This is a genomic window from Enterococcus sp. LJL51 (assembly GCF_054871795.1).
Genome location: NZ_JBTXLW010000022.1, coordinates 16,906 through 39,373, shown reverse-complemented (window position 1 = coordinate 39,373; position 22,468 = coordinate 16,906). Strand labels below are relative to the sequence as shown.

The 22,468-nt window shown below is 39.1% G+C and carries 23 protein-coding genes; 17 read left to right on the top strand and 6 right to left on the bottom strand.

The window, feature by feature from the left end:
* Window positions 1-245 precede the first annotated feature (245 nt).
* The 4 genes from ACYSNQ_RS16200 (at window position 246) to whiA (ending at window position 3,414) form a co-directional block, all read left to right on the top strand.
* A complete protein-coding gene (locus ACYSNQ_RS16200; RefSeq protein ID WP_426084628.1) occupies window positions 246-452 on the top strand; it encodes a hypothetical protein in 207 nt (68 codons plus the stop codon).
* A 116-nt stretch (window positions 453-568) separates the two neighbouring features.
* Window positions 569-1,453 carry an RNase adapter RapZ gene (gene rapZ / locus ACYSNQ_RS16195; RefSeq protein ID WP_426084627.1) on the top strand — a complete coding sequence of 295 codons (885 nt, stop codon included), beginning with the start codon at window positions 569-571 and terminating at the stop codon, window positions 1,451-1,453.
* Window positions 1,450-2,442, top strand: coding sequence for a gluconeogenesis factor YvcK family protein (locus ACYSNQ_RS16190; RefSeq protein ID WP_426084626.1), 993 nt, complete (start codon window positions 1,450-1,452; stop codon window positions 2,440-2,442). Before rapZ ends, ACYSNQ_RS16190 begins: the two co-directional genes overlap by 4 nt.
* Before the next feature lie 36 nt (window positions 2,443-2,478).
* The gene (gene whiA / locus ACYSNQ_RS16185; protein ID WP_426084625.1) at window positions 2,479-3,414 is read left to right on the top strand and encodes a DNA-binding protein WhiA; all 936 of its coding nucleotides are present in this window, start codon (window positions 2,479-2,481) and stop codon (window positions 3,412-3,414) included.
* 133 nt (window positions 3,415-3,547) lie between these two features.
* Here whiA and ACYSNQ_RS16180 read toward each other — a convergent pair whose 3' ends face one another.
* Window positions 3,548-4,447, bottom strand: a complete 900-nt coding sequence (locus ACYSNQ_RS16180) for a hypothetical protein (RefSeq protein WP_426084624.1) — start codon at window positions 4,445-4,447, stop codon at window positions 3,548-3,550.
* Entirely contained in the window at window positions 4,444-4,965 is a 522-nt protein-coding gene (locus ACYSNQ_RS16175; RefSeq protein WP_426084623.1) for a flavodoxin domain-containing protein, read from the bottom strand. Before ACYSNQ_RS16175 ends, ACYSNQ_RS16180 begins: the two co-directional genes overlap by 4 nt.
* A 409-nt stretch (window positions 4,966-5,374) precedes the next feature.
* Between ACYSNQ_RS16175 and ACYSNQ_RS16170 the strand changes: the two genes are divergently transcribed.
* On the top strand, window positions 5,375-5,965 hold the full coding sequence (locus tag ACYSNQ_RS16170) for a TetR/AcrR family transcriptional regulator (RefSeq protein ID WP_426084622.1): 591 nt from the start codon (window positions 5,375-5,377) through the stop codon (window positions 5,963-5,965).
* A gap of 324 nt (window positions 5,966-6,289) precedes the next feature.
* Here the strand turns inward: ACYSNQ_RS16170 and ACYSNQ_RS16165 are convergent, their stop codons facing one another.
* The gene (locus tag ACYSNQ_RS16165) at window positions 6,290-6,607 is read right to left on the bottom strand and encodes a hypothetical protein (protein ID WP_426084621.1); all 318 of its coding nucleotides are present in this window, start codon (window positions 6,605-6,607) and stop codon (window positions 6,290-6,292) included.
* 172 nt (window positions 6,608-6,779) lie between these two features.
* Here ACYSNQ_RS16165 and ACYSNQ_RS16160 point away from each other — a divergent pair, with 172 nt between their 5' ends.
* On the top strand, window positions 6,780-7,211 hold the full coding sequence (locus ACYSNQ_RS16160; protein ID WP_426084620.1) for a cupin domain-containing protein: 432 nt from the start codon (window positions 6,780-6,782) through the stop codon (window positions 7,209-7,211).
* 265 nt (window positions 7,212-7,476) lie between these two features.
* On the opposite strand, the gene ACYSNQ_RS16155 is transcribed toward ACYSNQ_RS16160, so the two are convergent.
* Together ACYSNQ_RS16155 and clpP are read right to left on the bottom strand one after the other, a co-directional pair.
* A complete protein-coding gene (locus tag ACYSNQ_RS16155) occupies window positions 7,477-8,001 on the bottom strand; it encodes a DsbA family protein (RefSeq protein ID WP_426084634.1) in 525 nt (174 codons plus the stop codon).
* 120 nt (window positions 8,002-8,121) lie between these two features.
* Entirely contained in the window at window positions 8,122-8,715 is a 594-nt protein-coding gene (gene clpP / locus ACYSNQ_RS16150) for an ATP-dependent Clp endopeptidase proteolytic subunit ClpP (RefSeq protein ID WP_209558463.1), read from the bottom strand.
* A 367-nt stretch (window positions 8,716-9,082) separates the two neighbouring features.
* Between clpP and ACYSNQ_RS16145 the strand changes: the two genes are divergently transcribed.
* The 11 genes from ACYSNQ_RS16145 to ACYSNQ_RS16095 all read left to right on the top strand — a co-directional run bounded on the left by ACYSNQ_RS16145 (window position 9,083) and on the right by ACYSNQ_RS16095 (window position 21,335).
* Window positions 9,083-9,442, top strand: coding sequence for a DUF3958 family protein (locus ACYSNQ_RS16145; RefSeq protein WP_426084619.1), 360 nt, complete (start codon window positions 9,083-9,085; stop codon window positions 9,440-9,442).
* Window positions 9,443-9,482: 40 nt separating this feature from the next.
* Window positions 9,483-10,022, top strand: a complete 540-nt coding sequence (locus ACYSNQ_RS16140) for a hypothetical protein (RefSeq protein ID WP_426084618.1) — start codon at window positions 9,483-9,485, stop codon at window positions 10,020-10,022.
* A gap of 54 nt (window positions 10,023-10,076) precedes the next feature.
* Complete coding sequence (locus tag ACYSNQ_RS16135; RefSeq protein WP_426084617.1) at window positions 10,077-10,382, top strand: hypothetical protein; 306 nt, start codon at window positions 10,077-10,079, stop codon at window positions 10,380-10,382.
* A 169-nt stretch (window positions 10,383-10,551) separates the two neighbouring features.
* The gene (locus ACYSNQ_RS16130) at window positions 10,552-11,067 is read left to right on the top strand and encodes a hypothetical protein (protein WP_426084616.1); all 516 of its coding nucleotides are present in this window, start codon (window positions 10,552-10,554) and stop codon (window positions 11,065-11,067) included.
* A 453-nt stretch (window positions 11,068-11,520) separates the two neighbouring features.
* Complete coding sequence (gene ilvD, locus ACYSNQ_RS16125; protein ID WP_426084615.1) at window positions 11,521-13,212, top strand: dihydroxy-acid dehydratase; 1,692 nt, start codon at window positions 11,521-11,523, stop codon at window positions 13,210-13,212.
* 159 nt (window positions 13,213-13,371) lie between these two features.
* Window positions 13,372-15,060, top strand: a complete 1,689-nt coding sequence (gene ilvB / locus ACYSNQ_RS16120) for a biosynthetic-type acetolactate synthase large subunit (protein WP_426084614.1) — start codon at window positions 13,372-13,374, stop codon at window positions 15,058-15,060.
* A gap of 1 nt (window position 15,061) precedes the next feature.
* Complete coding sequence (ilvN, locus tag ACYSNQ_RS16115) at window positions 15,062-15,547, top strand: acetolactate synthase small subunit (RefSeq protein ID WP_426084613.1); 486 nt, start codon at window positions 15,062-15,064, stop codon at window positions 15,545-15,547.
* 170 nt (window positions 15,548-15,717) lie between these two features.
* Window positions 15,718-16,713: a ketol-acid reductoisomerase gene (ilvC, locus tag ACYSNQ_RS16110; protein ID WP_426084612.1), complete on the top strand. Its 996-nt coding sequence runs from the start codon at window positions 15,718-15,720 to the stop codon at window positions 16,711-16,713.
* Between the two features lie 23 nt (window positions 16,714-16,736).
* Window positions 16,737-17,993: a threonine ammonia-lyase IlvA gene (gene ilvA / locus ACYSNQ_RS16105; RefSeq protein WP_426084611.1), complete on the top strand. Its 1,257-nt coding sequence runs from the start codon at window positions 16,737-16,739 to the stop codon at window positions 17,991-17,993.
* A gap of 337 nt (window positions 17,994-18,330) precedes the next feature.
* Complete coding sequence (locus ACYSNQ_RS16100) at window positions 18,331-20,214, top strand: acyltransferase family protein (RefSeq protein WP_426084610.1); 1,884 nt, start codon at window positions 18,331-18,333, stop codon at window positions 20,212-20,214.
* Window positions 20,215-20,330: 116 nt separating this feature from the next.
* Complete coding sequence (locus ACYSNQ_RS16095) at window positions 20,331-21,335, top strand: zinc-binding alcohol dehydrogenase family protein (RefSeq protein ID WP_426084609.1); 1,005 nt, start codon at window positions 20,331-20,333, stop codon at window positions 21,333-21,335.
* Between the two features lie 158 nt (window positions 21,336-21,493).
* On the opposite strand, the gene ACYSNQ_RS16090 is transcribed toward ACYSNQ_RS16095, so the two are convergent.
* Window positions 21,494-22,309, bottom strand: coding sequence for an NUDIX hydrolase (locus ACYSNQ_RS16090; RefSeq protein ID WP_426084608.1), 816 nt, complete (start codon window positions 22,307-22,309; stop codon window positions 21,494-21,496).
* Between the last annotated feature and the right edge of the window lie 159 nt (window positions 22,310-22,468).

Genomic DNA, 22,468 nt, shown 5'->3' with positions numbered 1-22,468 from the left:
TCAAAGCAGATAGACAGATTATTGGTATGAATTGGTCTATATCTATCTCTCTATAAATAATCCGTTCAAAAAGAAAAGAAAAGCAGTTTGTCGTAAAAGACAAACTGCTTTTCTTTTTGCTGTTAAGGATTAGGTAGGAAAAAGTCAAAAAAAAGGAAAAAACATCAGAATATTGAATGAGCATAAAATTTTTTTCATGCTATTCTATAGATAGAAAAGATGTCACAAGAAAGAAGGATAGACAAATGGATAGAGGAAACATTAGAGTCGGTGGTACGTATCTATGCAGTGCTGATCACTTATCTTGGTCATTTATTGGAAAAGCTCTTTCCAAGGAAGATCATGCAGTACAAGTGGAGTTGCTCAAATGTCATCCGATTGACCGTATGGCTTTAGAATCTGATAACCCTGTTTTGGACATCAACTACTTGAGCATTATTGACACAATATGATAAGTGAATTGGCAAGGAGGCGCAAGCCTTCTTTTTTTGCGCTTAGAGCTAAGGCTTCCTTTGACACGCCCGGAATGTTATAATAAGTAAAATGTGTTGGAGGAGCGGTGAATTTTATGGTCGATAATTTACAATTAGTCATTATTACAGGAATGAGCGGTGCAGGAAAAACAGTAGCGGTGCAGTGCTTTGAAGATATGGGATATTTCTGTATTGATAATATGCCGCCAAGTTTGATTCCCAAATTTTGGGAGCTGATTAAAGAATCTGGCAAAGTATCGAAAATTGCTTTGGTCGTGGATCTGAGATCACGTGCCTTTTTTAGAGAAATACAGAATATGCTTGTTGAAATAGAAAATACCAATGTCATTGATACCACTGTCATGTTTTTAGATGCGACCGATGAAGAGCTTGTTTCCCGCTATAAGGAAACCAGAAGAACTCATCCTTTAGCTATGGACGGATTAGTCACTGAAGGGATTAGAAAAGAGCGGGCAATCTTGGAAGAAATTAAAGGAGATGCTCAACTAGTTATTGATACAACGGCACTTTCTCCAAGACAGCTTCGAGAACGAATCAGTAAGGAATTTAAATCTAGAGATACCCACGAGTTTCGCGTAGAAATGGTTTCCTTTGGATTCAAATATGGTCTGCCGATTGATGCAGATATTGTAATGGATGTACGCTTCCTGCCTAATCCCCATTACATTCCCGAACTGCGGCCGCTTACTGGACTGGACAGCGCTGTTTATGAGTATGTAATGAATTTTCCAGAAACAGAAGAATTCTATACAAAGTTTATTGATTTGGTAGAGTATGTGCTGCCAGGCTATAAAAAAGAAGGAAAATCTAATGTGACTATCGCTATTGGCTGCACAGGCGGACAGCACCGTTCTGTTGCGCTCACTGAACGGATGTCTCATGAACTGGAAAAAAATTATCATGTAAATGTAACCCATCGTGATAAGGACAAACGGAAAGAGACGGTGAATCGCTCATGAAAACCTATCGAATCCGTAAGCCTAAAATAGTCGTTGTCGGCGGTGGAACAGGACTACCGGTTATTTTGAAAAGTCTCCGTAATCAGGGGGCAGAAATTACAGCGGTGGTAACTGTTGCCGATGACGGAGGCAGCAGTGGAGAGATTAGAAAGTCAATGAATCTGACACCACCAGGGGATTTAAGAAATGTGCTGGTGGCACTTTCAGATATGCCCCAGCTGTATGAAGATATATTCCAATACCGCTTCAATAAAGATGATGAGTATTTTGCTAATCATGCCATAGGCAATCTGATTATAGCCGCTGTCTCTGAGATGAGAGGCAGTACCTATGAAGCGATTCAGCTTTTATCGAAAATGATGCATGTAGATGGACATATTTATCCTTCTTCTGAGCGGCCGCTTACCCTGCACGCTATATTTAAGGATGGTACTGGAGCTGTGGGTGAATCAAGGATCGGTTTAGCACGTAAAACGATTGATCACGTATTTGTGACAAATACGAACGATGATGAACAGCCAACAGCAGCACGAAAAGTTGTAAAAGCAATTGAAGAAGCAGATATGATTGTGCTGGGCCCAGGAAGCTTATTTACTAGTATTTTGCCGAATCTTGTTATTGGTGAAATTGGGGATGCTATTTTAAAACGAACTGGAGAAGTCGTCTATATTTGTAATATTATGACGCAAAAGGGGGAAACAGAGCATTTCACCGATGCTGATCATATTCGTGTGCTCCATGACCATTTAGGAGAGAAATTTGTGGATACTGTTTTGGTGAATACTGAACCTGTACCAGATGGGTACATGGACTTTGAGATTTATGATGAATATCTAGTACAGGTAGTCCACGATTTCCAAGGCTTAAGAAATGAAGGCTGCCGTGTAATATCAACAGACTTTTTAGAATTGAGAAACGGCGGGGTTTTTCATGATGGAGACAAAGTTGTTGAAGAACTATTCCGAATAGTCTTTGGCGCAAAGTATTAAAAGCAACAGTGAAATAGAAAGGAGGCGTACATTCAAATGTCATTTGCCTCAGATGTAAAGAAGGAACTGACAACCTTAGAGGTTCACAGAGAACATGCACGGGCAGAGCTGGCTGCTCTGATTCGGATGAATGGTTCATTGAGTCTGTTGAATCAACAGTTTGTTTTAAATGTTCAGACCGAAAATGCGGCGATTGCCAGACGAATATATACCTTATTAAAGGATCATTATGATGTTCGTTCGGAGCTGCTGGTTAGACGAAAGATGAAGCTGAAGAAAAACAATGTATACATTGTTCGGCTAAAACAGGATACCAAATCTGTATTAGCGGATTTAGACATTATGGACGGCTTGGTTTTTCAGGACCATGTTTCCGATGAAATTGTCGGAAATGCTCAAAAGATGCGCTCCTATTTACGTGGGGCTTTTATGGCAACTGGGTCGGTAAATAATCCGGAAACCAGCCGCTATCATCTGGAAATATTCTCCATTTATGAAGATCATAATAACGATATTTGCGACATGCTGAACTATTATGGATTAAATGGACGAACCTTAGAACGAAGAAACGGCTATATTTCCTATCTAAAAGGAGCAGAAAAAATCGCTGACTTTCTGACCCTGATCGGAGCAACCAATTCTATGCTAAAGTTTGAAGATGTTCGAATTGTTCGTGATATGAGAAACTCAGTGAATCGATTGGTTAACTGTGAAACAGCTAATTTAAATAAAACAATTGATGCTGCCTCAAAACAGATAGAAAATATTCAATATATAGAAAATACAGTCGGTTTGCAGGCTTTACCGGGAAAGCTTCAGGAAATTGCCGAGCTGCGTCTAGAGCATCCAGAAGTTAGCCTAAAGGAACTGGGAGAAATGATTCCTTCTGGAGCGATTTCTAAATCTGGAATTAATCACCGTATTAGAAAAATCAATGAGTTTGCTGAAAAGCTTAGAGAAAAAAGTGCATAAAAAAGGTTGGTAGATTTTCCTTTTGGAGTTTCCACCAACACAATATATTTTAGAGTCTAAAAACTGGTTTATTCTGATTACTTGGAGTAGGCCAGTTTTTTCATGTAAAAATCAGGTATATAAAATCATATTTTTAAGGTTTTGCAGGATCTCTAGCGTCTGATACTTGTTTGAAGTGTTTAAAATAACGAAAACTAATACTGGATGAATAAAAAGAGAGTAGAATAAAGACAATTACCTTAGTGACTAGCGCTGGAAGGGGCACATCAACGGCAGCCAGCAGCTGCATTACCGTTTGAAAAATAACCATGATGCCAATAAACGTACACATCAATGCTGTAACGGGCAGCAACGTATACGCACGACTATCATCAGTTTTCACTAGATATAGTACTAGAAAAATGAAAGGGCTGAGAATGGCTAAGTCGATAACATAAGTAATTTCAGTAGTATAAATCTCAAGCATCGCTAATGGTGAATCTGATATCAAGGCGGATAAAATATCCGGCAGCCAGGCGATAAATATTGAAAACCCGGAAAGAATCAGAAAAAAATGAACAAAGCGACTATTAAGACTCCGCTCTTGCTGCTGCTTCAGCCATTTATGATCTAATAAAAATAGGCAAGAAATAAAACTGAAAAAGCATAAAGAGAAAAATAAGATATAAATCAAGTGAAGTCGATTATAAGCCACACCGATTGCCAAACTAACAGCATAGTAAAGTAGTGCTGAGAGCAAACCTGTTAGCAAAAGCAGTAGTTTCTCGCTCCCGCTTTTTTTGTATTTCAGCAAGAACCATGACATTGGCAGCAGCAAAAATAATAAAACAGACCAGTCTGAGCCAATGAGAATAGGTGCTTTAAAATATGAGTCATGGGCATAGATACCGAAGCCCCATAGTTCTACCGGTTCTCCGTATTGATTAAGAACTTCATAGGAGTCGCTGAAATCAAACGAAAAAATACCGGCTAATGTAGTAATGAATCCAAACAAGATTGTCAATCCAAGCAAGATTTCCGTTTTTTGTTTCATGTACTATATGTCCTCCCTTCTTGTTCATTGAGTGCTTGTACGATACTGTCCAGAGCAGATTTATCTAGGTAATGATCAGTTTCATGGCGTGGAAATTCTAAGCGCTGATCATGAAATATTTTTTTTAGAATCAGCTTTTCAAAAAAATTTAGTTTATCTGGATAAATAATTGATCCAGCAAAAGCAGTCAATTCGGCATGCTCACGAAGAGCAGCGGGAAAAATAGCTTGAAGCTGCTGCGCAATCTTTTCCTCTGAGAACTGTAAGCCAGTATTGACAAGAATTAGCGTTTTTTGTAGTAAAGTTTCTTGATGAGAAGCTAAGAATGCAGCAGCTTGTTTTCTCAGCTGACCGGCATAAGCCGGTGCTAAAAAGATAATTTGGTTAAAATCATCTGATAGACTGATAGGTTCCTGAATGTCAGAAAGCTGAACATCAAATTGGAGTTCGCAACCAATCATTTTAGCTATATGTGAGGTACTTCCATGTTTAGAATCGTAGATAATCATAGTTTTCATAGAAAGGCTCTCTCCTTTTTTTGAACAATATTCATAAAATGAACATCGTTCATATTTATGTTATAATAATAACATAAATCGGAAAAATGTAAAGATACTCTGTTGAAAATATCTTCTTTCTTTATTATGATTAGACCAACAGTAGCCAAAAGAGCTAACTATGTGGATTTCAAAAAAGCTTCGATGTTCAAAGCTAATAACTAGTCATACAGAGGAATCAAGTATTTTTTGCGAAGCGACTTATTTCGCTCGATTATGTACAGACTCACTATAATTTTTTATTTTGACTTGCCTGGAGTGAGTTGACTTGCTAAAAGAAATTTTTCAGTAGTAATACAGATAAAAGCTACGGACTGATGCTGCACTTCTTTTATGGGATATTTAATAGATAGATAGAGGGTGAATGGGAATGGATAGTAAGTCAAGAAAACAAATAGAACGAATAGCAATAGAGGAAAAAATTGTAGATGCGGCTGTGGTAATTATTCTTGAAGAAGGAATCGAGAAGCTGTCAATCCGAAAAATAGCAGAAAGAATCGGTTATGCAGTTGGCACAATCTATAATTATTATAAAAACAAAGATGATATTTTAACAAGCATCTCAACTAGGGTTTTTCAGGAAGTTATGGAAGAGATTACTACGTTATTAGCAAAGTATCCTGAACAGACGCCAGTTGAAAAATTGAGAGCATGCAACAGGACGTTTATTCGAACAATGATAAAATATCCTGAGAAATTTAAAGCCGTAATGATGGCCTCCCGTAATGATCCTATTCCAGAGGAGGGCGAAGAAGAAGCAGGAATTGATTTACTGCAGGCATTAATCAATGAGGGGATAACAGAAGGCTGCTTTACGTCGGCGAATCAGCATTCAGCTGAGCTGATGCTAATTGGACTGATGGGTTTAGTCTATCATATTGTCAGCACTGGTCTATCTGGTGAATCAGCAGAAAGGATGGCAGAACAATATATAGAAATGCTTATTCAAGCATTAAATTAGACTATCAGTGATTTTTTTAAGAAATGTTTAGAGATAAATAGCTTGTATTATCTAATAGCAAATTGTTTTTAAAAGACTTTATATGGTTTGCGCTACTTGAAGAAATAATGAATGTTTTTTCCTGAAACGACTAGAAAGTTAACTGTTGGTCATTCTATTGAGATAGTTCATGACTGTTTTCATCAAGAGAAAAATGCAATTATCAGCAGCCGCCAGCAGTAAAATAAACAAATAAATAGCAATGCCTAATATAAAACAGCTTTCAATTCGTTCTCTAAAAATTGAGGCTTTTTTATTTTTCAGAAAAAAAATAAAACTTGGTGATTACCAAATTTTAACAACTTTGCCGAAAATATTCTGTTTTTTTATCCAGCCATTCACATAATTATGATTGTTGGAAATTTGAAACTCCAGTTGATTGTTTCGATTTCTAACAGCTGTTATTAAGTGTGTGTAGTAGTTACCTTTGACTTTGCAAAAAACAATATCATTGACTGCTAACTCAGTATTCATCGTTACTGGTTCTAAGCTCACAGGCTGATTTGATTTAATAATCGGCAGCATGGAATTTCCTGCTTCTTTATATTTTTCAACGGGAATTCCCTGTTGAAGCAATGAAGCAAAATAGCTTGCTTTAGACAAAATAACCCCTCCTTTAATAAAAAGAATAACATAGTTTAGGATTTTCTCCTAGTTAAAATAGGCAGGAGAGCGGTTTGTCGGTATACTAGTTAATATATAGAATTCGACGAGTAATCAGCATTAAATGCTCCAACAAGTAAAATTCCAAAGCGCAGAAAGGATGAAGGATAGAATGAAAAAACAAATACCGGATATAATGACTCAAATGGACGCATTGTCAGTTACTAAAGAAAACGGAACTGCAGTCGGCTATTTTTTGTTTGATACCTTTGAAGTGCATACGAATACTATTCCAGCTGGCTGTGTTCAGGATTGGCATGCCCACAAAGAAATTGAAGAAATTATTGTAGTTAATAAAGGAAGTCTGTGTGTAGAATGGATTGATGACTTATTGCAGTGTCGTCAGGTAGCAGCGGGTGAACTGATTCGAATGAACAAAAGCATTCATCGGATATCAAATCCAGGAAAAACTATCGCTGAATGTACTATCTTCAGATTTGTTCCACCAAAAGAAAATCAAGCAGCAGTTATTAAAATTGATAAGCAGGTTTTTTCTGAGGCAGAAGCAGCAAGGCTGCTAAGAAGAAACAAGGATGAAAAATAAGGCGATTAAAAAAATAGAATTATCATGAACTAATCTTGGGTTGATTTGAAAAGAGTAATTGAATAAAAAACACAGCTAAATAGATGGAAAACAGAATAATAAATGGTGGGTAAGATATTCAATCGAATACCTTACCCACTAATCTTAGTATATTTATTCGGAGCAGGCACAACTAAAGAGCTGAAAATTTATTTATATCCCAGACCTCATAAAACGAATATTTATTTCAGTTGATTTTTTTAACTCCAAATTTTTTAAATGATTGTTACTCTCTGTGTTCAATATAGGCAATTAACTCTTCTTTTGTAACTGATTCATCAAAAATATGCTGGTCAATAATGATGGTTGGCACAAACTGGATATTAGCAGCAACAGCTTCATCAATAACTGCCTGTGAAACTGCCCGATTATCCATTTCCTGCAGTCCCAGATTATTTTGAGCAAATTCCGCAACATGAGTCAGGGACATATCCCCCCATTTATCCTGCGTGGCATAAATTTGCCGTAAGTCTGTCAAACCTTTTAACGGAAGGTCGTAATTGATAAAGCGGTGCATCATATTTCCCCGCTGCAGGCTTTCCTTTTCTTTATCGAACAGTTTGATAATCCGCTGCAGTTTTCCATTGTTCACATAAGTCGTAAGCATATCGTCATATTCATTAAACCACTGTCTACAATAAGGGCAGCGGACATTCATAAACTCAATCATTTTCACTGGAGCCGAGTCTCTGCCGATGATTAAACCATTTTCTTCTGTAACTTTGGAGGCATCGATTTGAGAAATATCCATCATCAATAATCCTTTCTTCCTTTAATTTTCTTTCAACTATTAGTGTACTATTGTTTGTAAGTTAATTTCAAAGAAAAAAGCCTGAAATCTAATGATTTCAGACTTTTGAGATTCTGATTATTAATTCAGAGAACTGCTGTTTTCCATCACTTCATCAATCAGCCCATAATCTTTTGCCTGCTGTGCAGTCATAAAGTTATCGCGATCTGTATCTTTCTCAATCACTTCAATTGGTTGCCCCGTACGTTCAGCTAAGATTTTATTCAAGCGTTCACGTGTATCGAGAATGTGTTTAGCAGCAATTTCAATTTCAGTTGCCTGACCTTGTGCTCCTCCTAATGGCTGGTGAATCATGATTTCAGCATTCGGCAACGCAAAGCGTTTGCCTTTTTGACCGGCTGTCAGCAAGAAGCTGCCCATAGAAGCTGCCATCCCTAATACGATTGTCTGTACATCAGCTTTAACAAAGTTCATTGTATCAAAGATTGCTAATCCAGCAGAAACACTGCCGCCCGGAGAGTTGATGTATAGATAAATATCTTTTTCAGAATCCTGTGCATCAAGGAACAACAGCTGAGCGATAACGGAGTTAGCTACATTGTCGTCGATTGGTCCGCTCAACATAATGATTCTGTCTTTTAATAAGCGTGAGTAAATATCATAGGCTCTTTCGCCGCGAGATGATTGTTCTATGACTGTTGGTATTAAATTCATAAGTTATGTCCTCCTATATAAAAAGCTCATAAAAACATTCTAACATATCCCTGATTGGAATGCCTAAAAAAAGTATACTCTAATGGTCAATAAAGGTCAATTAAATTGCATTGAAATTATTCACCTGTTTTTACACAGAAAAATAGGAGAAGCTATATCAATTATTTTATATAAAGAGAAAAAATCTGATAAGTTGATTTCCAAGGATTATGATAAACTATATGTAATGAAAAGAATTTTTAATTGGTTATTTTGTCATTTTTATTATGAGACTATTTAGGAGGAAAGTTAATGAGTGATAAAGAGGTTGGATTTGTATCCAAGCAGAGAAGGCAAATCATTATCCAGAAAATTGCAGGGCGTGTAAATGGATAGAAAGAAGATTAACCAATGGGATGGCCTGCTGCTGGAAGAGCGAAATGTCGAAAAAGCATTAGACGAAGCTATAGAAACACAGAGAAAAATGGACAAGCTTGAGGATAAATATAGTGAACTGTTCTACCGGGTGAATCATCTTGTCAGCCGTTTAGATCAGTTTATCGGCAACGATCAGGAAAAACAAATGACCGAGGAATTGCGATGGCAGGTTCAGCAAAAGAAAAAAGCTGTATTCTTTCATTTGGAGGAGGAAAAAGAAAAGCTTCTTAAAGAGACTAAGGAGCTGCAGGATCAGGAAGACTTAATTTATTATCAAAAGAAACGTCTTCTAATAGAAGAAAAGGTGTAGTTGATTAGAGTAGACAGGTTCATTGGATAAGGAGCAGCAGATGAAAAATTACATGAAGCGAGACAGTCGTTTTATGCAGCAGTACTACGCACTGTTTTCTGATGAGAACATAATGAGCAGTCATCAAGCCTATTACGCAGCACTAGCGGCTTTTGTCAAAAGAAATAATCGATATTTCAGAAAAGAGGTTTTGCAAAACTCGCGCTTGGATATGCTAATCGAGCTTGATCCGGCAGTCTATGTTAATCCAGAGACAACTCTCTCTTTGGAAACAGAGAAAAACATAGTAAGTCAACGTGAATATAATAAAATCGGCGGGTTAGCGATGATCATCAGCAGTACGTTATGGGAGCTGGCGGCGGTTCCTACAAGCAATGACTGCCCAAAAATTAATCAATATACTATGTATTATGTTCTTGCGAAGCAGCCGAACGGGAAAATTCATTTTTTGGAAGAATGTGAGCAGTGTGGCTATCTGATGGACAGTTATGGAAATGAGTATGAGGGACTAGCTGGCATTATTTTTCCAGCAACGAGAGAAGAAATTGCCATCCACCTCTCTAAAAAAGGTATATTGTAGAAAGTAAAAGAATTATTTGCGGCTAAATGAACACGAAAAAAGGAGTAGTATGATTTGAATGATGTAAATGATATTGAAGAGCTTTATCCGTTGTTGAGAAAGCAGTTGGAAGACTATGTGATTACAGGAGATGTCATAGAGCGGTTGTCGTTTTTGTATAGTCAATGTCTGGATAACACCTCACAATTTGCCTGGTATCTGGGAGGACCGCTTTTTTGGATTATTCATTGGCGGGCGGTGAAGAAAACGGATAAGAAGATAGGTATCTGTTCCACGGAACGAAAGATTATTCATATTCTGCAGGAATATGAAGCTCAATTTGAAAAAGGTGTGACAATCCTGATACGTCGTGAAGCATAACTATAAGTTAGTTCTGCTTTCTATGGTAATTGCTGGAAAATTTGATTTCTACTGAGAACTTGGATAGAGCAAGGATATACCGAGGTGTGTAGCCGTAGTTTTTAATTTCTCTAGAAAGCAGAATGTGCTATACTAATTTACAGACAAACTAACGTAAGAGGTAAATCCAATGCTTGTTTTTTTTGTAGGAATTATAGGGGTTATCGTAGGGGCGGCAATTGTGATCTTATCGATGGCTTTTCGGCTTTCATATGAAGAACGCAGATATATTCGCCACCGCGAATTGGAAAATTATGTGAAGGAGATTGAGAGTTTAAATCTTCTGAATAAAAAAATTAATGAGATTTTACAGAAGAGAGATATCTATATTGACCGGTCTGTTCATTTTCTGTCAGTTGATGACTGTTATATCAGTATTGATGATTTTATTTATCTGGAATCTTTTTCAGCACAGAATAATTTTTATCTGCCAACTTACCTGATTGATGTGTTTTTTAAAAAAATTACCCATCGAAAGGTAATACTTACGCCAGATGAGGTTGCTTCAATTGGCGGAAACACGTATAAAGGCGGTCGAGTCATTCTTGAAAATTTCTCTGATGAGCTTTTATCAATTATTGAAGATAAAAAACGTCAGATGAAACGTCTGACTAAAAAACCGTTATATTATTTTAGAAATAATTAAACTGTCAACACTAGAACAAAAGTCAAATTTTGTTCTAGTGTTTTTTTATTTCGCAAAACAGCTCCTGTTCCCAAATAGCTTTTTATAACTAAAAGTTAGAAAAGAAAATTGAAAATGTTTTTCGAATTTTCTGAATTTTCTATTGACATTCTCATTTTAAAAGTTTATAGTTAACAAAAGCTTTTCTGATTCACATTAATTTTTAATGTTATGTACCTATGTACAGCGAATAAAGGAGAATCCACTTATGAGAAAGACAGCGAATATTGAATTAGTCATTATTTTATTATCGAGGACTTAGAACACTGAGATTTTTGCAGATGTTTGAGTCCTATTCGTCTTTAGTGAATGGGATTCTTGCTAAAGCATCCCATTTGATGGGATGCTTTTTTTGTAGAAGAAATAGGTGAAGCAAGACTGAAGAGACCGAAAACCAGAATTGGAGTGATAAAAATGCGAAGTGATATGATCAAAAAAGGAATCGAAGCAGCTCCGGCAAGAAGTCTGCTATACGCAACAGGCCAAGTAAAAAGTGCCAGAGATATGGAGAAACCATTTATTGCTATCTGTAATTCTTATATCGATATTGTTCCTGGACATGTCCATCTGCGCGAGCTGGCGGATATTGCGAAGGAAGCGATTCGTGAAGCTGGCGGAATTCCGTTTGAGTTCAATACAATCGGGGTTGATGACGGCATAGCGATGGGGCACATTGGAATGCGCTATTCATTACCCAGCCGGGAAATAATTGCAGACGCGGCGGAAACCGTGATTAATGCTCACTGGTTTGATGGTGTTTTCTACATTCCAAACTGCGATAAAATCACACCGGGCATGTTAATGGCAAGTGTCCGTACGAATGTACCAGCTATCTTTTGTTCCGGCGGTCCAATGAAAGCTGGAGTTGATCCTCGTGGACACACAGCGACGTTATCGTCTATGTTCGAAGCGGTAGGAGCTTATAAAGATGGACAAATGACAGAAGAAGAATTTACCTTTATGGAACAAAATGCTTGCCCGACCTGTGGTTCTTGTGCCGGAATGTTCACTGCAAACTCAATGAATTGTCTGATGGAGATTTTAGGTATGGCACTGCCGGGGAATGGCACAATTTTAGCTGTTTCAGAGGAGCGCAAAGAATTGGTTCGAAAATCTGCATTTCATTTAATGGATTTAGTTAAACAGCAAATCAAACCAAGAGATATTATCACTAAGGAGGCAATTGATGATGCTTTTGCCTTAGACATGGCAATGGGCGGCTCAACCAATACCGTTCTTCACACCTTGGCAATTGCAAATGAAGCAGAGATTGAATATGATCAAGAATCAATCAATGAAATTGCCAAGCGAGTCCCTTACCTTTCAAAAATTGCTCCTTCATCCGCTTATTCTATGCATGATGTACACGAAGCTGGTGGAGTTCCAGCAATCATAAAAGAACTGGTTGATTTAGGCGATGCGATTCATCCTGATAGGATAACTGTATCAGGTAAAACTCTTCGGGAAAATGTAGCAGATGCATCAATTAAAAATGAGGAAGTCATTCATCCAAAGGAAACACCGTACAGCCCTGTCGGCGGTCTTTCAATTCTATATGGAAATATTGCACCAAAGGGCAGCGTTATTAAAGTCGGTGGTGTAGATCCGTCTATTCAAGTGTTTACAGGAAAAGCGATTTGTTTCAACTCTCATGATGAGGCAGTTCAAGCAATTGATAATCATACGGTGACTAAAGGACACGTGGTGGTTATCCGCTATGAAGGACCAAAGGGCGGACCGGGCATGCCTGAAATGCTGGCGCCGACTTCAAGTATTGTCGGTAGAGGTTTAGGCAAAGATGTTGCTTTGATTACAGATGGACGCTTTTCCGGTGCTACTAGGGGAATTGCTGTAGGACATATTTCTCCTGAAGCTGCTGAAGGCGGACCGATAGCGCTAATTAATGATGGAGACACGATTGAAATTGATTTGACTAATCGAACATTAAATGTTCAAGTTCCAGAAGAAGAACTACAGCAGCGGAAAGAAACGCTGCAGCCGTTTAAGGCTAAGGTTAAAACTGGGTATTTAGCTAGATATACAGCCTTGGTTACTTCTGCTCATACAGGCGGTATTATGCGTATTCCTGATGATTTGCTTGACTAAAAAAATGGGTATGACCAAAAATGCAATGGGTACTTCTTTACTATAATATCCTTTTTTAAAAGAACTGGTTTGTACAGGTTAGTAGGAAAATAATCAAAGAGGATTGGCTTTAGCCAGCAAATAAAGGAGCTATAGAATCAAAAGTTAGGAGGAACGCGTATGACAAATGCAAAGAGCGGTTCAAAAATATTGATTGATGCGCTGCTTCGTCAGAATGTAGAAATGATTTTCGGGTATCCGGGAGGCGCAGTCCTCCCGCTCTATGATGCCTTGTATGATGGAGAGATGCCGCATATATTAACACGGCATGAACAAGGAGCTGTACATGCCGCGGAGGGATATGCAAAGGCAACTGGCAAGCCGGGAGTTGTAGTGGTGACAAGCGGACCAGGTGCTACAAATGCAGTCACAGGAATTGCGGATGCAATGAGTGATTCGGTTCCCCTCGTGGTATTCACCGGACAGGTAACGACTAATGGTATTGGTAAAGACGCCTTTCAGGAAGCTGACGTGGTAGGAATTACGATGCCGATCACTAAAAATAATTATCAGGTAAGAGATACGAGCGAGCTGCCGAGAATCATTGATGAAGCTTTTCATATTGCTTCTACAGGAAGAAAAGGACCAGTAGTAATTGATTTGCCTAAGGATATGACAATTATTGAATCAGATGCCGAGCACCCGCCTGCATTAGCACTGCCAAGCTATCAGCCGACAGTCTTTCCTAATAAGCTTCAGGTTAAAAAGCTGATGGAGGAGCTGAAGGAAGCGAAGAAGCCGCTTGTATTAGCGGGAGCGGGTGTAGTTCAAGCGAATGCTAGTGAAGAATTAACCGCGTTTGTTGAAAAGCACAAGCTGCCTGTATTAAGTACGCTACTTGGTTTGGGTGCAGTACCTTCTGAGCATGAGCTGTTTTTGGGAATGGGTGGTATGCATGGTTCCTTTGCGGCGAATATGGCACTGACAGATTGTGATTTGCTGATCAACATTGGTTCGAGGTTTGACGACCGCCTAGCAAGTGCGCCGCAGGAATTTGTTCCGAATGCAGTAGTTGCTCATATTGATATTGACCCAGCTGAAATCGGTAAAATAATTGAAACCAAGATTCCGATAGTTGCCGATGCAAAGGAAACATTGAAGGAAATGCTGACTTATGAGCTGTGTGAAAACGGAGACTGCTGGTCAGACTGGCGGAAAATCAATCAGTCAAGGAAGAAATTGCATCCATTTAAATATGACGCAGAACAACAGAAAGAAATCAAACCGCAAAAGGTAATTGAGTACATCGGAAAACTGACAGCTGGTGAAGCAATCGTGGTAACAGATGTTGGACAGCACCAGATGTGGACAGCACAGTTCTATCCATTTAAAAATGAAAAGCAGTTCATTACGAGCGGTGGTTTGGGAACGATGGGGTATGGTATACCGGCAGCGATTGGCGCCAAGCTGGGCTGTCGCGAAAAAGAGGTTGTCCTGTTTGTTGGAGACGGCGGGTTTCAAATGACGAATCAGGAGCTGGCAATTTTAAATGACTACGATTTGCCAATTAAGATTGTTCTCTTGAATAATCAATCGCTGGGAATGGTCCGACAGTGGCAGGAAAGCTTCTTTAACGAACGGCGGTCGGAGTCTGTATTTGCCAGTCAGCCGGACTTTGTTAAGCTGGCTGAAGCTTATGGAATTTCTGCTGTTCGCATTACTGATCCGCAAAAGGTCGAAGCAGATCTGACCGAAGCATTTAAAGAAAAAGGTCCGATACTGATTGAAGTAGCAGTATCACAAACTGAACATGTACTGCCAATGGTGCCGGCAGGCAAACCAAATTATCAGATGATGGGAGTGGACTAAGATGAGACGAATTATAACAGCTGCAGTTCATAATAATTCAGGTGTCCTGAATCGTTTCAGTGGTGTTCTGACCAGGCGTCAGGTAAATATCGACAGTATTTCAGTAGGACCTACAGAGCAAAGCAATATCTCTAGAATAACGATTATTGTGCAAGTGGAAGATCTCAATGAAAGTGAGCAGATAACCAAACAGTTGAACAAGCAGATTGATGTGATTAAGGTTTCCGACATCACTGATGAACCACATCTGGAAAGAGAGCTGGCTTTGATTAAGCTAAATGCGCCGGCTGCTGTTCGTTCAGAGCTTTTCTCAGTCATTGATCCATTTAGAGCCAATGTCATCGATGTGGGCACAAAAACAGTAGTCATTCAGGTAACTGGTACCAGTGAGAAGATTAGCGCCTTTGTTGATGTTGTTGCTCCTTATGGGATAAAGCAGCTGGCAAGAACAGGTGTGACAGGATTTACCAGAGGGAATAATAGCTGAAGGAGAGACCGACAGCTAGCCGCAAAAAAATATATTTTCACTTTACTAATAACGTCTGGCATTACAAATTCCGCTTGCTGAATAGATAAGAAGGTTGTAAAACAATCTTTCACAAAAAGGCAGCTAAATTTGGATTGCTTTTCTAATAAAAATATGGAGGGTTTATGATTATGGCAAAAGTATATTACAATGATTCAGTTGAAAAAAATGTGTTGGAAGGAAAAACAGTAGCAATTGTGGGCTATGGCTCTCAAGGACATGCTCATGCTCAGAACCTGAGGGATAATGGTAATCAGGTAGTTATCGGAATTAGAGAAGGAAAATCAGCTGAAGCAGCTAGAAATGACGGCTTCGAAGTACTGCCGGTTGGAGAAGCTGCTAAAAAGGCACAGGTTGTCATGATTTTAGCTCCCGATGAAATTCAAGGTGCGTTGTATGAAAATGAAATTGCACCAAATCTGGCAGCAGGAGATGCACTGGCTTTCGCTCATGGTTTTAATATCCATTTTGATGTAATCAAGCCTCCCAAAGATGTTGATGTCTTTCTGGTTGCTCCTAAAGGACCCGGACATCTGGTTCGCCGGACATTTACGGAAGGATTTGCTGTACCTGCTTTATTTGCTGTTTATCAGGACGCAACAGGAACTGCATCAGATGTCGCTCTTTCTTATGCCAAAGGAATTGGAGCTACTCGTGTAGGTGTTCTGGAAACAACCTTTAAAGAAGAAACTGAAACAGATCTTTTCGGAGAGCAGGCTGTTTTATGCGGAGGCTTGACTAGCTTGATTGAAGCGGGCTTTGAAACACTGACAGAAGCTGGATACCAGCCTGAGCTGGCTTACTTCGAGGTATGTCATGAACTGAAGCTGATTGTCGACCTAATCTACGAAGGAGGCTTCGAGAAGATGCGTCATTCTATCTCTAATACGGCGGAATATGGCGATTATGTATCTGGACCTAGAGTAGTAACAGAGCAGGCAAAAGCAAATATGAAAGATGTTCTGACTGATATCCAAAACGGGAATTTTGCTAAAGGCTTTGTGGATGACAATAAGAACGGCTTCAAGGAATTTTATAAAATGAGAGAAGAAAACGCCGGACATCCGATTGAAAAAGTTGGTGCAGAGCTTAGAAAAATGATGCCCTTTGTTTCAAGAAATGACTAATTGTTCGTTAATGAGGTGAAATGATGGCAAAGCTCACAAAAGAAAAAATAGAAGACGCATATGGACTACTTAGCAAAGTAGTGATGAAGACGCCGCTGCAGTATGATGTATACCTGTCACAGAAATATCAGTGCAGTGTATATTTAAAGAGAGAAGATTTGCAAAAGGTACGCTCATTCAAACTTCGAGGCGCGTATTATGCGATTTCGCAAATTGCACCTGAAACGTTAGCGAATGGTGTTGTATGCGCCAGTGCGGGAAATCATGCTCAAGGAGTGGCTTACACCTGTCAGGAAATGAAGGTTTCTGCAACGATTTTCATGCCGACAACTACACCTCAGCAAAAAATTACTCAGGTTCAGTTTTTTGGTGGAAATGAAGTAACAATCCAATTGGTAGGAGATACCTTTGATGCCTCGGCGGCAGCAGCAAAAGCATTTGCTTTAAAGAACGGTCAAACGTTCATTGATCCTTTTGATGATTTGGATATCATGGCAGGGCAGGGAACGGTGGCTGTAGAAATCTTTAACAAGGCACGGGAAGAAGACATTCAAGTGGATTACTTGATTGCTGCGATTGGCGGCGGCGGTTTAATTAGCGGAACAGGCGTCTATACTAAAAGCGTCAGTCCTGTAACTGCTGTAATCGGAGTAGAGCCTAAAGGTGCTCAGTCGATGAAAGCGGCCTTTGATTTAGGAGAGCCAATTGAATTATCTCAGGTTGAGAAATTTGTCGATGGTGCAGCAGTAAAAAAAGTTGGCGGGAAAACATACGCTCACGCAGTGGAATCAGTCGATGAGTTGTTGGCGGTTGACGAAGGTCAGGTATGTTCAACAATTTTAGAGCTATACTCCAAACAGGCGATTGTAGCAGAACCAGCGGGTGCACTGAGCGTTGCGGCACTTGAACAGATGAAAGACACAATTAAAGGGAAAAATGTCGTTTGTATCATTAGCGGCGGAAATAATGATATTAATCGAATGGCTGAAATTGAAGAGCGTTCGCTGATATTCGAAGGACTGAAACATTATTTTGTAATTAACTTCCCTCAGCGTCCGGGAGCGTTGAGAGAGTTTGTAAATGATGTTTTGGGACCTGCTGATGATATTACACGGTTTGAGTATACCAAGAAAGTGAACCGGGGAACTGGACCGGTTATCTTAGGGATTTTGCTAAAAAATCCAGAAGATTTGGCTAAACTTACTGAAAAGCTGAATGAATTCGATCCAACTTACATTGATTTAAGTCAAAATCCTTCACTGTATACGTTATTGGTTTAAATGTTCCAAAAGAAAATGCAGAATCATAAAAAAGACTCGTGAAATATATATAATATTTTTCGAGTTTTTTTGTTATTTAAAAATATAAACATAAAATTAAATTTCATGAAATTTAACAGTTCCTAGGAAAAAGAAAAATATCAAATTCGGTAAAAATTTTTTTAGTTGAAAATTTATTTTCAGCTACTATAAGAATTTGTAAAATTTTTAAGAAAATCGTAAAACTATTCTTGCCATTTCTATAGAAAGGACGTATATTTAATTTATTGCTTTAAAAAGCATCTAAAAATTAAAAATAACCTTTATAAAAATAGATTATAGTAAAGTTGGTATATAGATGGAACAGAAACAAAGGCTGAAAAACAGCCGTTATATCACTGGTTTCGATGGCATTCGAACACTTGCAGTTGTCGGGGTTATCCTCTATCACTTATTTCCTCCTATCATGAGTGGAGGCTATCTGGGGGTCCCGATATTTTTTACTCTTTCGGGCTATTTAATCACCGATTTACTTCGCCAGGAATGGCTTCAAAATAATGAGATAGATGTTAAAGGATTTTACATACGAAGGATGAAGCGACTCTATCCAGGACTAATTTTTATGCTTATCTCCACATCCGCTTACATCGCTCTGTTTCAGAGGGATCTGCTCAATAATCTTCGGGGCGTTGTAGCCAGCAGCATGTTATATTATAACAACTGGTGGCAAATATTTCACGGTTTTTCCTACTTTGATCGTTTCGCAACACAATCACCGTTTACCCATATCTGGTCTCTGGCTGTAGAGGCTCAAAACTACCTAATCTGGCCACTCATATTTATTCTTTTAAAGAAATATTTAAAGAACAGAGTAAAAATTACCACAGCAATTTTCGGTGCAGCACTTGGTTCGGCGCTGTTAATGGCTATCTTATACACACCAGGCGCAGATCCTACAAGAGTCTATTATGGAACGGATACGCGATTGTTTTCAATACTGCTGGGCAGCGGGCTAGCATTCGTCTGGCCGACCTTTCGATTAAAAAAAGAAATACCTGAAAAAGCTCGTTATCTTTTGAATATCGTTGGAGGTGTTTCACTGGCGGCAGTTATTCTTTCGTTTATCTTCTTAGCAGACCATTATACCTTTGTCTACAGAGGAGGCATGCTGCTGGTTACTGTATTTGCCACATTACTTGTTGCAATCACTGCTCATCCAGGCGCAGATGTCAATAAGTGGCTGACAAATCCAGTCTTCACCTGGATTGGCAAACGGAGTTATGGCATTTATCTGTATCAGTTTCCAGTGATGATTTTCTACGAAGCAAAAATAAAAAATATTAGCGAACATCTGATTATTCACTCGCTGATTGAACTAGCGTTGATTTTAGGTATTAGTGAACTCTCTTATCGATTTATTGAAAAGCCCCTTGGCAAGTTCTATTACAAATATATCTGGTACGCTCTGAAGGATTTGGTGAAAAGACCATGGATTACTATTCCTAAAGCTACTTTTCTAATTGGCACAGTTTTATTTGGTTTTGCAGTATATGGCTGGGTTGAAGCACCGGTTAATTATGTGACGGCGGAACAAAAGCAGCTTCAAGAAACCATTGCCAATAATAAGAAGAAGGCGGAAGAACGAAAGCAAGCAGAAAAAGATAAGACAGCAAGCTCTTCCAGCAGCGAAGCAGAACCTGTAGATCCGACGCATTATGGACTAACCGAGGACGAATGGAACCAGGCCCAGGCTCTAGAGGTAACAGCATTTGGTGATTCTGTTATTTTGGACGGCGCGGCTGACCTGCAGGCGATTTTTCCTAAGATGATTGTAGATGGCGAAGTTGGACGGCAGCTGTATAGCAGCGAGGAACCACTGGAAAAATTGAAGACGGACAATCAGCTGAAGGAGACTGTCTTAATCGGTTTGGGAACAAATGGCTCTTTTACCGAAGATCAATTTGATAATCTAATGAAAATTATTGGAGAAGAGCGACAAGTCTTTTGGCTGAACGTTCGGGTACCAACGAGGCGTTGGCAAAATGAAGTCAATGCCATGCTTGAATCCATGACAAACAAATACAAAAATCTGACAATTATTGATTGGTATAGTCTTAGTAAAGATCATGACGAATGGTTCTACGAAGATTTAGTCCATCCTAATATAGATGGTCAGGTGGAATACGCCCAGCTGATTGCTAAAAGTCTAGTAGCTGGCAGTCAAGCCAAGCAGGACAAATAAAATAAAACGCACTTATTCTGTAGCTGTTCTAAAACCAGCACAAAATAAGTGCGTTTTTTTTCATTTCAGCGTACTCTTATCAGTAAGAGCTTGAATTATTGTGAGGAGGAAAAGTTATGAAGACGATGAAAGCTGTTGTATTAAGAGAAACCAATCAGGAAAATCATTTTGAAGATGGATTACTGGCTGTTCCAGAGCTGCAAAACCCTAAGGATGTATTAATTGAAGTGAAGGCTGTATCAGTGAATCCTATTGACACAAAGACGGCAAAACAAAAGATAGATAATGACTATCGGATTTTGGGCTGGGATGGTGCGGGAATTGTGAAGGAGACTGGAGCAGAAGTCACTTCTTTTAAAATCGGAGATGAGGTTTTTTATGCTGGAGACTTTAGTAGAGCCGGCAGCAATAGTCAGTATCAGTTAGTGGATGAAAGACTGATAGCTAAAAAGCCCAAAAACCTTAGCTTTGAGGAGAGTGGCGCAATTCCTTTAACTGGTTTGACTGCGTGGGAATCTCTTTATGATCGTTTAGGAATTAGTGAAGCAGACAAAGGTAAACAAATTCTGATTATTAACGGAGCCGGAGGCGTAGGTTCAATAGCTATTCAGCTGGCAAAAAAAGCTGGATTACAGGTAATTACTACAGCTTCCAGAGAAGAAACAATGACTTGGGTTCAAAATATGGGTGCCGATTTTGTCATTAATCATCGGAATGCTCTTTCAGATGAGTTGGAAAAAATAGGCATTAGAGAAGTACCATATATTTTATGTTTGTATAATACTAGTATGTATTGGCAGGAGATTGCAAAGATAATTCAGCCCCAAGGGAAAATATGCTCTATCGTTGATGGCGGAAGCCCGGTTGATTTAGATTTGCTGAAAAATAAAAGCGTGACATTCAGCTGGGAGTTCATGTTTACCCGGTCCCTCTACCAAACCGCAGATATGAGTCGTCAAGGTGAAATATTGAAGCAGCTGGCTGAGCTGTATGACTCGCATGAATTGGAAAGCACTGTAACGGAGTCTATTCAGCCGATAAATGCAGAAAATTTGGAGAAGGCACATCAGCTGGTAGGAAGGGGTAAAATGGTTGGCAAGCTTGTACTAAGCGGGTGGTAAAAGGAGCAAACTAAGTAATAGAAAAAAGTGATGGGGATATAACTCAATGAGTTATACCCCATCACTTGGAATCTGGATAAATGGTGGGTGCAGAAGCAACCTCTTCGGAAATAAACACTTCTGCCCATCCTCGCTTTAAAGTCAAATTTTACCGACATCTAGTCATCCAGCTTTAATTTATAAATCTTTGAAGGACGGCCAATCCCAACAGGACGTTCACCAATCTCTTCAAAATATTGAAGCATGGCCTTTTTAAAGTTGGAATGATCGATGGACTTGTAGTCCACCCCTAAAAATTTGGCAAATACTTTACGTGCTTCTGTTATTGTAAAGTCCTTTCCTAAAACCTGCAGCACCTGCGGTTCATGCTCCATCTTGTTAGCTACTCGATTAAAGGCCTTTAAAAGAATCTCACTATGGTCAAAGGCTAACAGATGATGATCACTGGCACTTGAATCGTTTAGGTCAAGGGTTATTTCGGCTTCTCCGTTTGCCAAAAGCAGCTTGCTTCCCACCCGCTGCATAGTGAACCAGCTGACTTCTTTCGCATCGTCTCCGGCAATCAATGGTTCTTCACCGATAAACGCCAGATAGCTGACCGTTACAACCCAGCCGCGGGGATCACGATTAGGTGTACTAAAAGTATGGAGCTGTTCAATATTCTGTTTAGAGATTACGACGCCGGTTTCTTCCTTTGTTTCTCTCAGAACACTTTCGCCTGTGGATTCATTCGGCATAACAAATCCGCCTGGCAGTGCCCATGAGTTTCTATAGGGGTGACCTTTTCGCTTAATTAGAAGCAGCTTTAACTGATCCTCTTCTTTGTTATAGCACATCAAAACAATATCAACTGTCAATGAAGGCTTTTCATACTCAGGATGATCCTGCTGGTGATACCACTTTAAGAACTCTACTTCACTGGCTATCTGCTCATAATATTGGCGTTCTTCTTTTTTAGAAGCAAAGTGAGACAAAAGCACTCATCCTTTCTATATTAATGGTAATAGTAATTTTTACTTTATTGTATCACGAAGAAGAATAAAAACAACTATAGGCAGAAAGTATTGAAAAAATAAAAGAAATTTGTTAGACTATGGTTAATGTTAAGAAAGGGAAAGGTATTCAGACTATGC

Bases quoted from the DNA above. Each gene is read 5' to 3' on its own strand.
- ACYSNQ_RS16100 (WP_426084610.1), top strand. From the start codon at position 18,331: ATGGAACAGAAACAAAGGCTGAAAAACAGCCGTTATATCACTGGTTTC.
- whiA (WP_426084625.1), top strand. From the start codon at position 2,479: ATGTCATTTGCCTCAGATGTAAAGAAGGAACTGACAACCTTAGAGGTT.
- rapZ (WP_426084627.1), top strand. From the start codon at position 569: ATGGTCGATAATTTACAATTAGTCATTATTACAGGAATGAGCGGTGCA.
- ACYSNQ_RS16130 (WP_426084616.1), top strand. From the start codon at position 10,552: ATGCTTGTTTTTTTTGTAGGAATTATAGGGGTTATCGTAGGGGCGGCA.
- ACYSNQ_RS16095 (WP_426084609.1), top strand. From the start codon at position 20,331: ATGAAGACGATGAAAGCTGTTGTATTAAGAGAAACCAATCAGGAAAAT.
- clpP (WP_209558463.1), bottom strand. From the start codon at position 8,715: ATGAATTTAATACCAACAGTCATAGAACAATCATCTCGCGGCGAAAGA.
- ACYSNQ_RS16170 (WP_426084622.1), top strand. From the start codon at position 5,375: ATGGATAGTAAGTCAAGAAAACAAATAGAACGAATAGCAATAGAGGAA.
- ACYSNQ_RS16175 (WP_426084623.1), bottom strand. From the start codon at position 4,965: ATGAAAACTATGATTATCTACGATTCTAAACATGGAAGTACCTCACAT.
- ACYSNQ_RS16140 (WP_426084618.1), top strand. From the start codon at position 9,483: ATGAAAAATTACATGAAGCGAGACAGTCGTTTTATGCAGCAGTACTAC.
- ACYSNQ_RS16190 (WP_426084626.1), top strand. From the start codon at position 1,450: ATGAAAACCTATCGAATCCGTAAGCCTAAAATAGTCGTTGTCGGCGGT.
- ilvC (WP_426084612.1), top strand. From the start codon at position 15,718: ATGGCAAAAGTATATTACAATGATTCAGTTGAAAAAAATGTGTTGGAA.
- ilvA (WP_426084611.1), top strand. From the start codon at position 16,737: ATGGCAAAGCTCACAAAAGAAAAAATAGAAGACGCATATGGACTACTT.
- ACYSNQ_RS16180 (WP_426084624.1), bottom strand. From the start codon at position 4,447: ATGAAACAAAAAACGGAAATCTTGCTTGGATTGACAATCTTGTTTGGA.
- ACYSNQ_RS16145 (WP_426084619.1), top strand. From the start codon at position 9,083: ATGGATAGAAAGAAGATTAACCAATGGGATGGCCTGCTGCTGGAAGAG.
- ilvN (WP_426084613.1), top strand. From the start codon at position 15,062: ATGAGACGAATTATAACAGCTGCAGTTCATAATAATTCAGGTGTCCTG.
- ilvD (WP_426084615.1), top strand. From the start codon at position 11,521: ATGCGAAGTGATATGATCAAAAAAGGAATCGAAGCAGCTCCGGCAAGA.
- ACYSNQ_RS16200 (WP_426084628.1), top strand. From the start codon at position 246: ATGGATAGAGGAAACATTAGAGTCGGTGGTACGTATCTATGCAGTGCT.
- ACYSNQ_RS16155 (WP_426084634.1), bottom strand. From the start codon at position 8,001: ATGGATATTTCTCAAATCGATGCCTCCAAAGTTACAGAAGAAAATGGT.
- ACYSNQ_RS16160 (WP_426084620.1), top strand. From the start codon at position 6,780: ATGAAAAAACAAATACCGGATATAATGACTCAAATGGACGCATTGTCA.
- ilvB (WP_426084614.1), top strand. From the start codon at position 13,372: ATGACAAATGCAAAGAGCGGTTCAAAAATATTGATTGATGCGCTGCTT.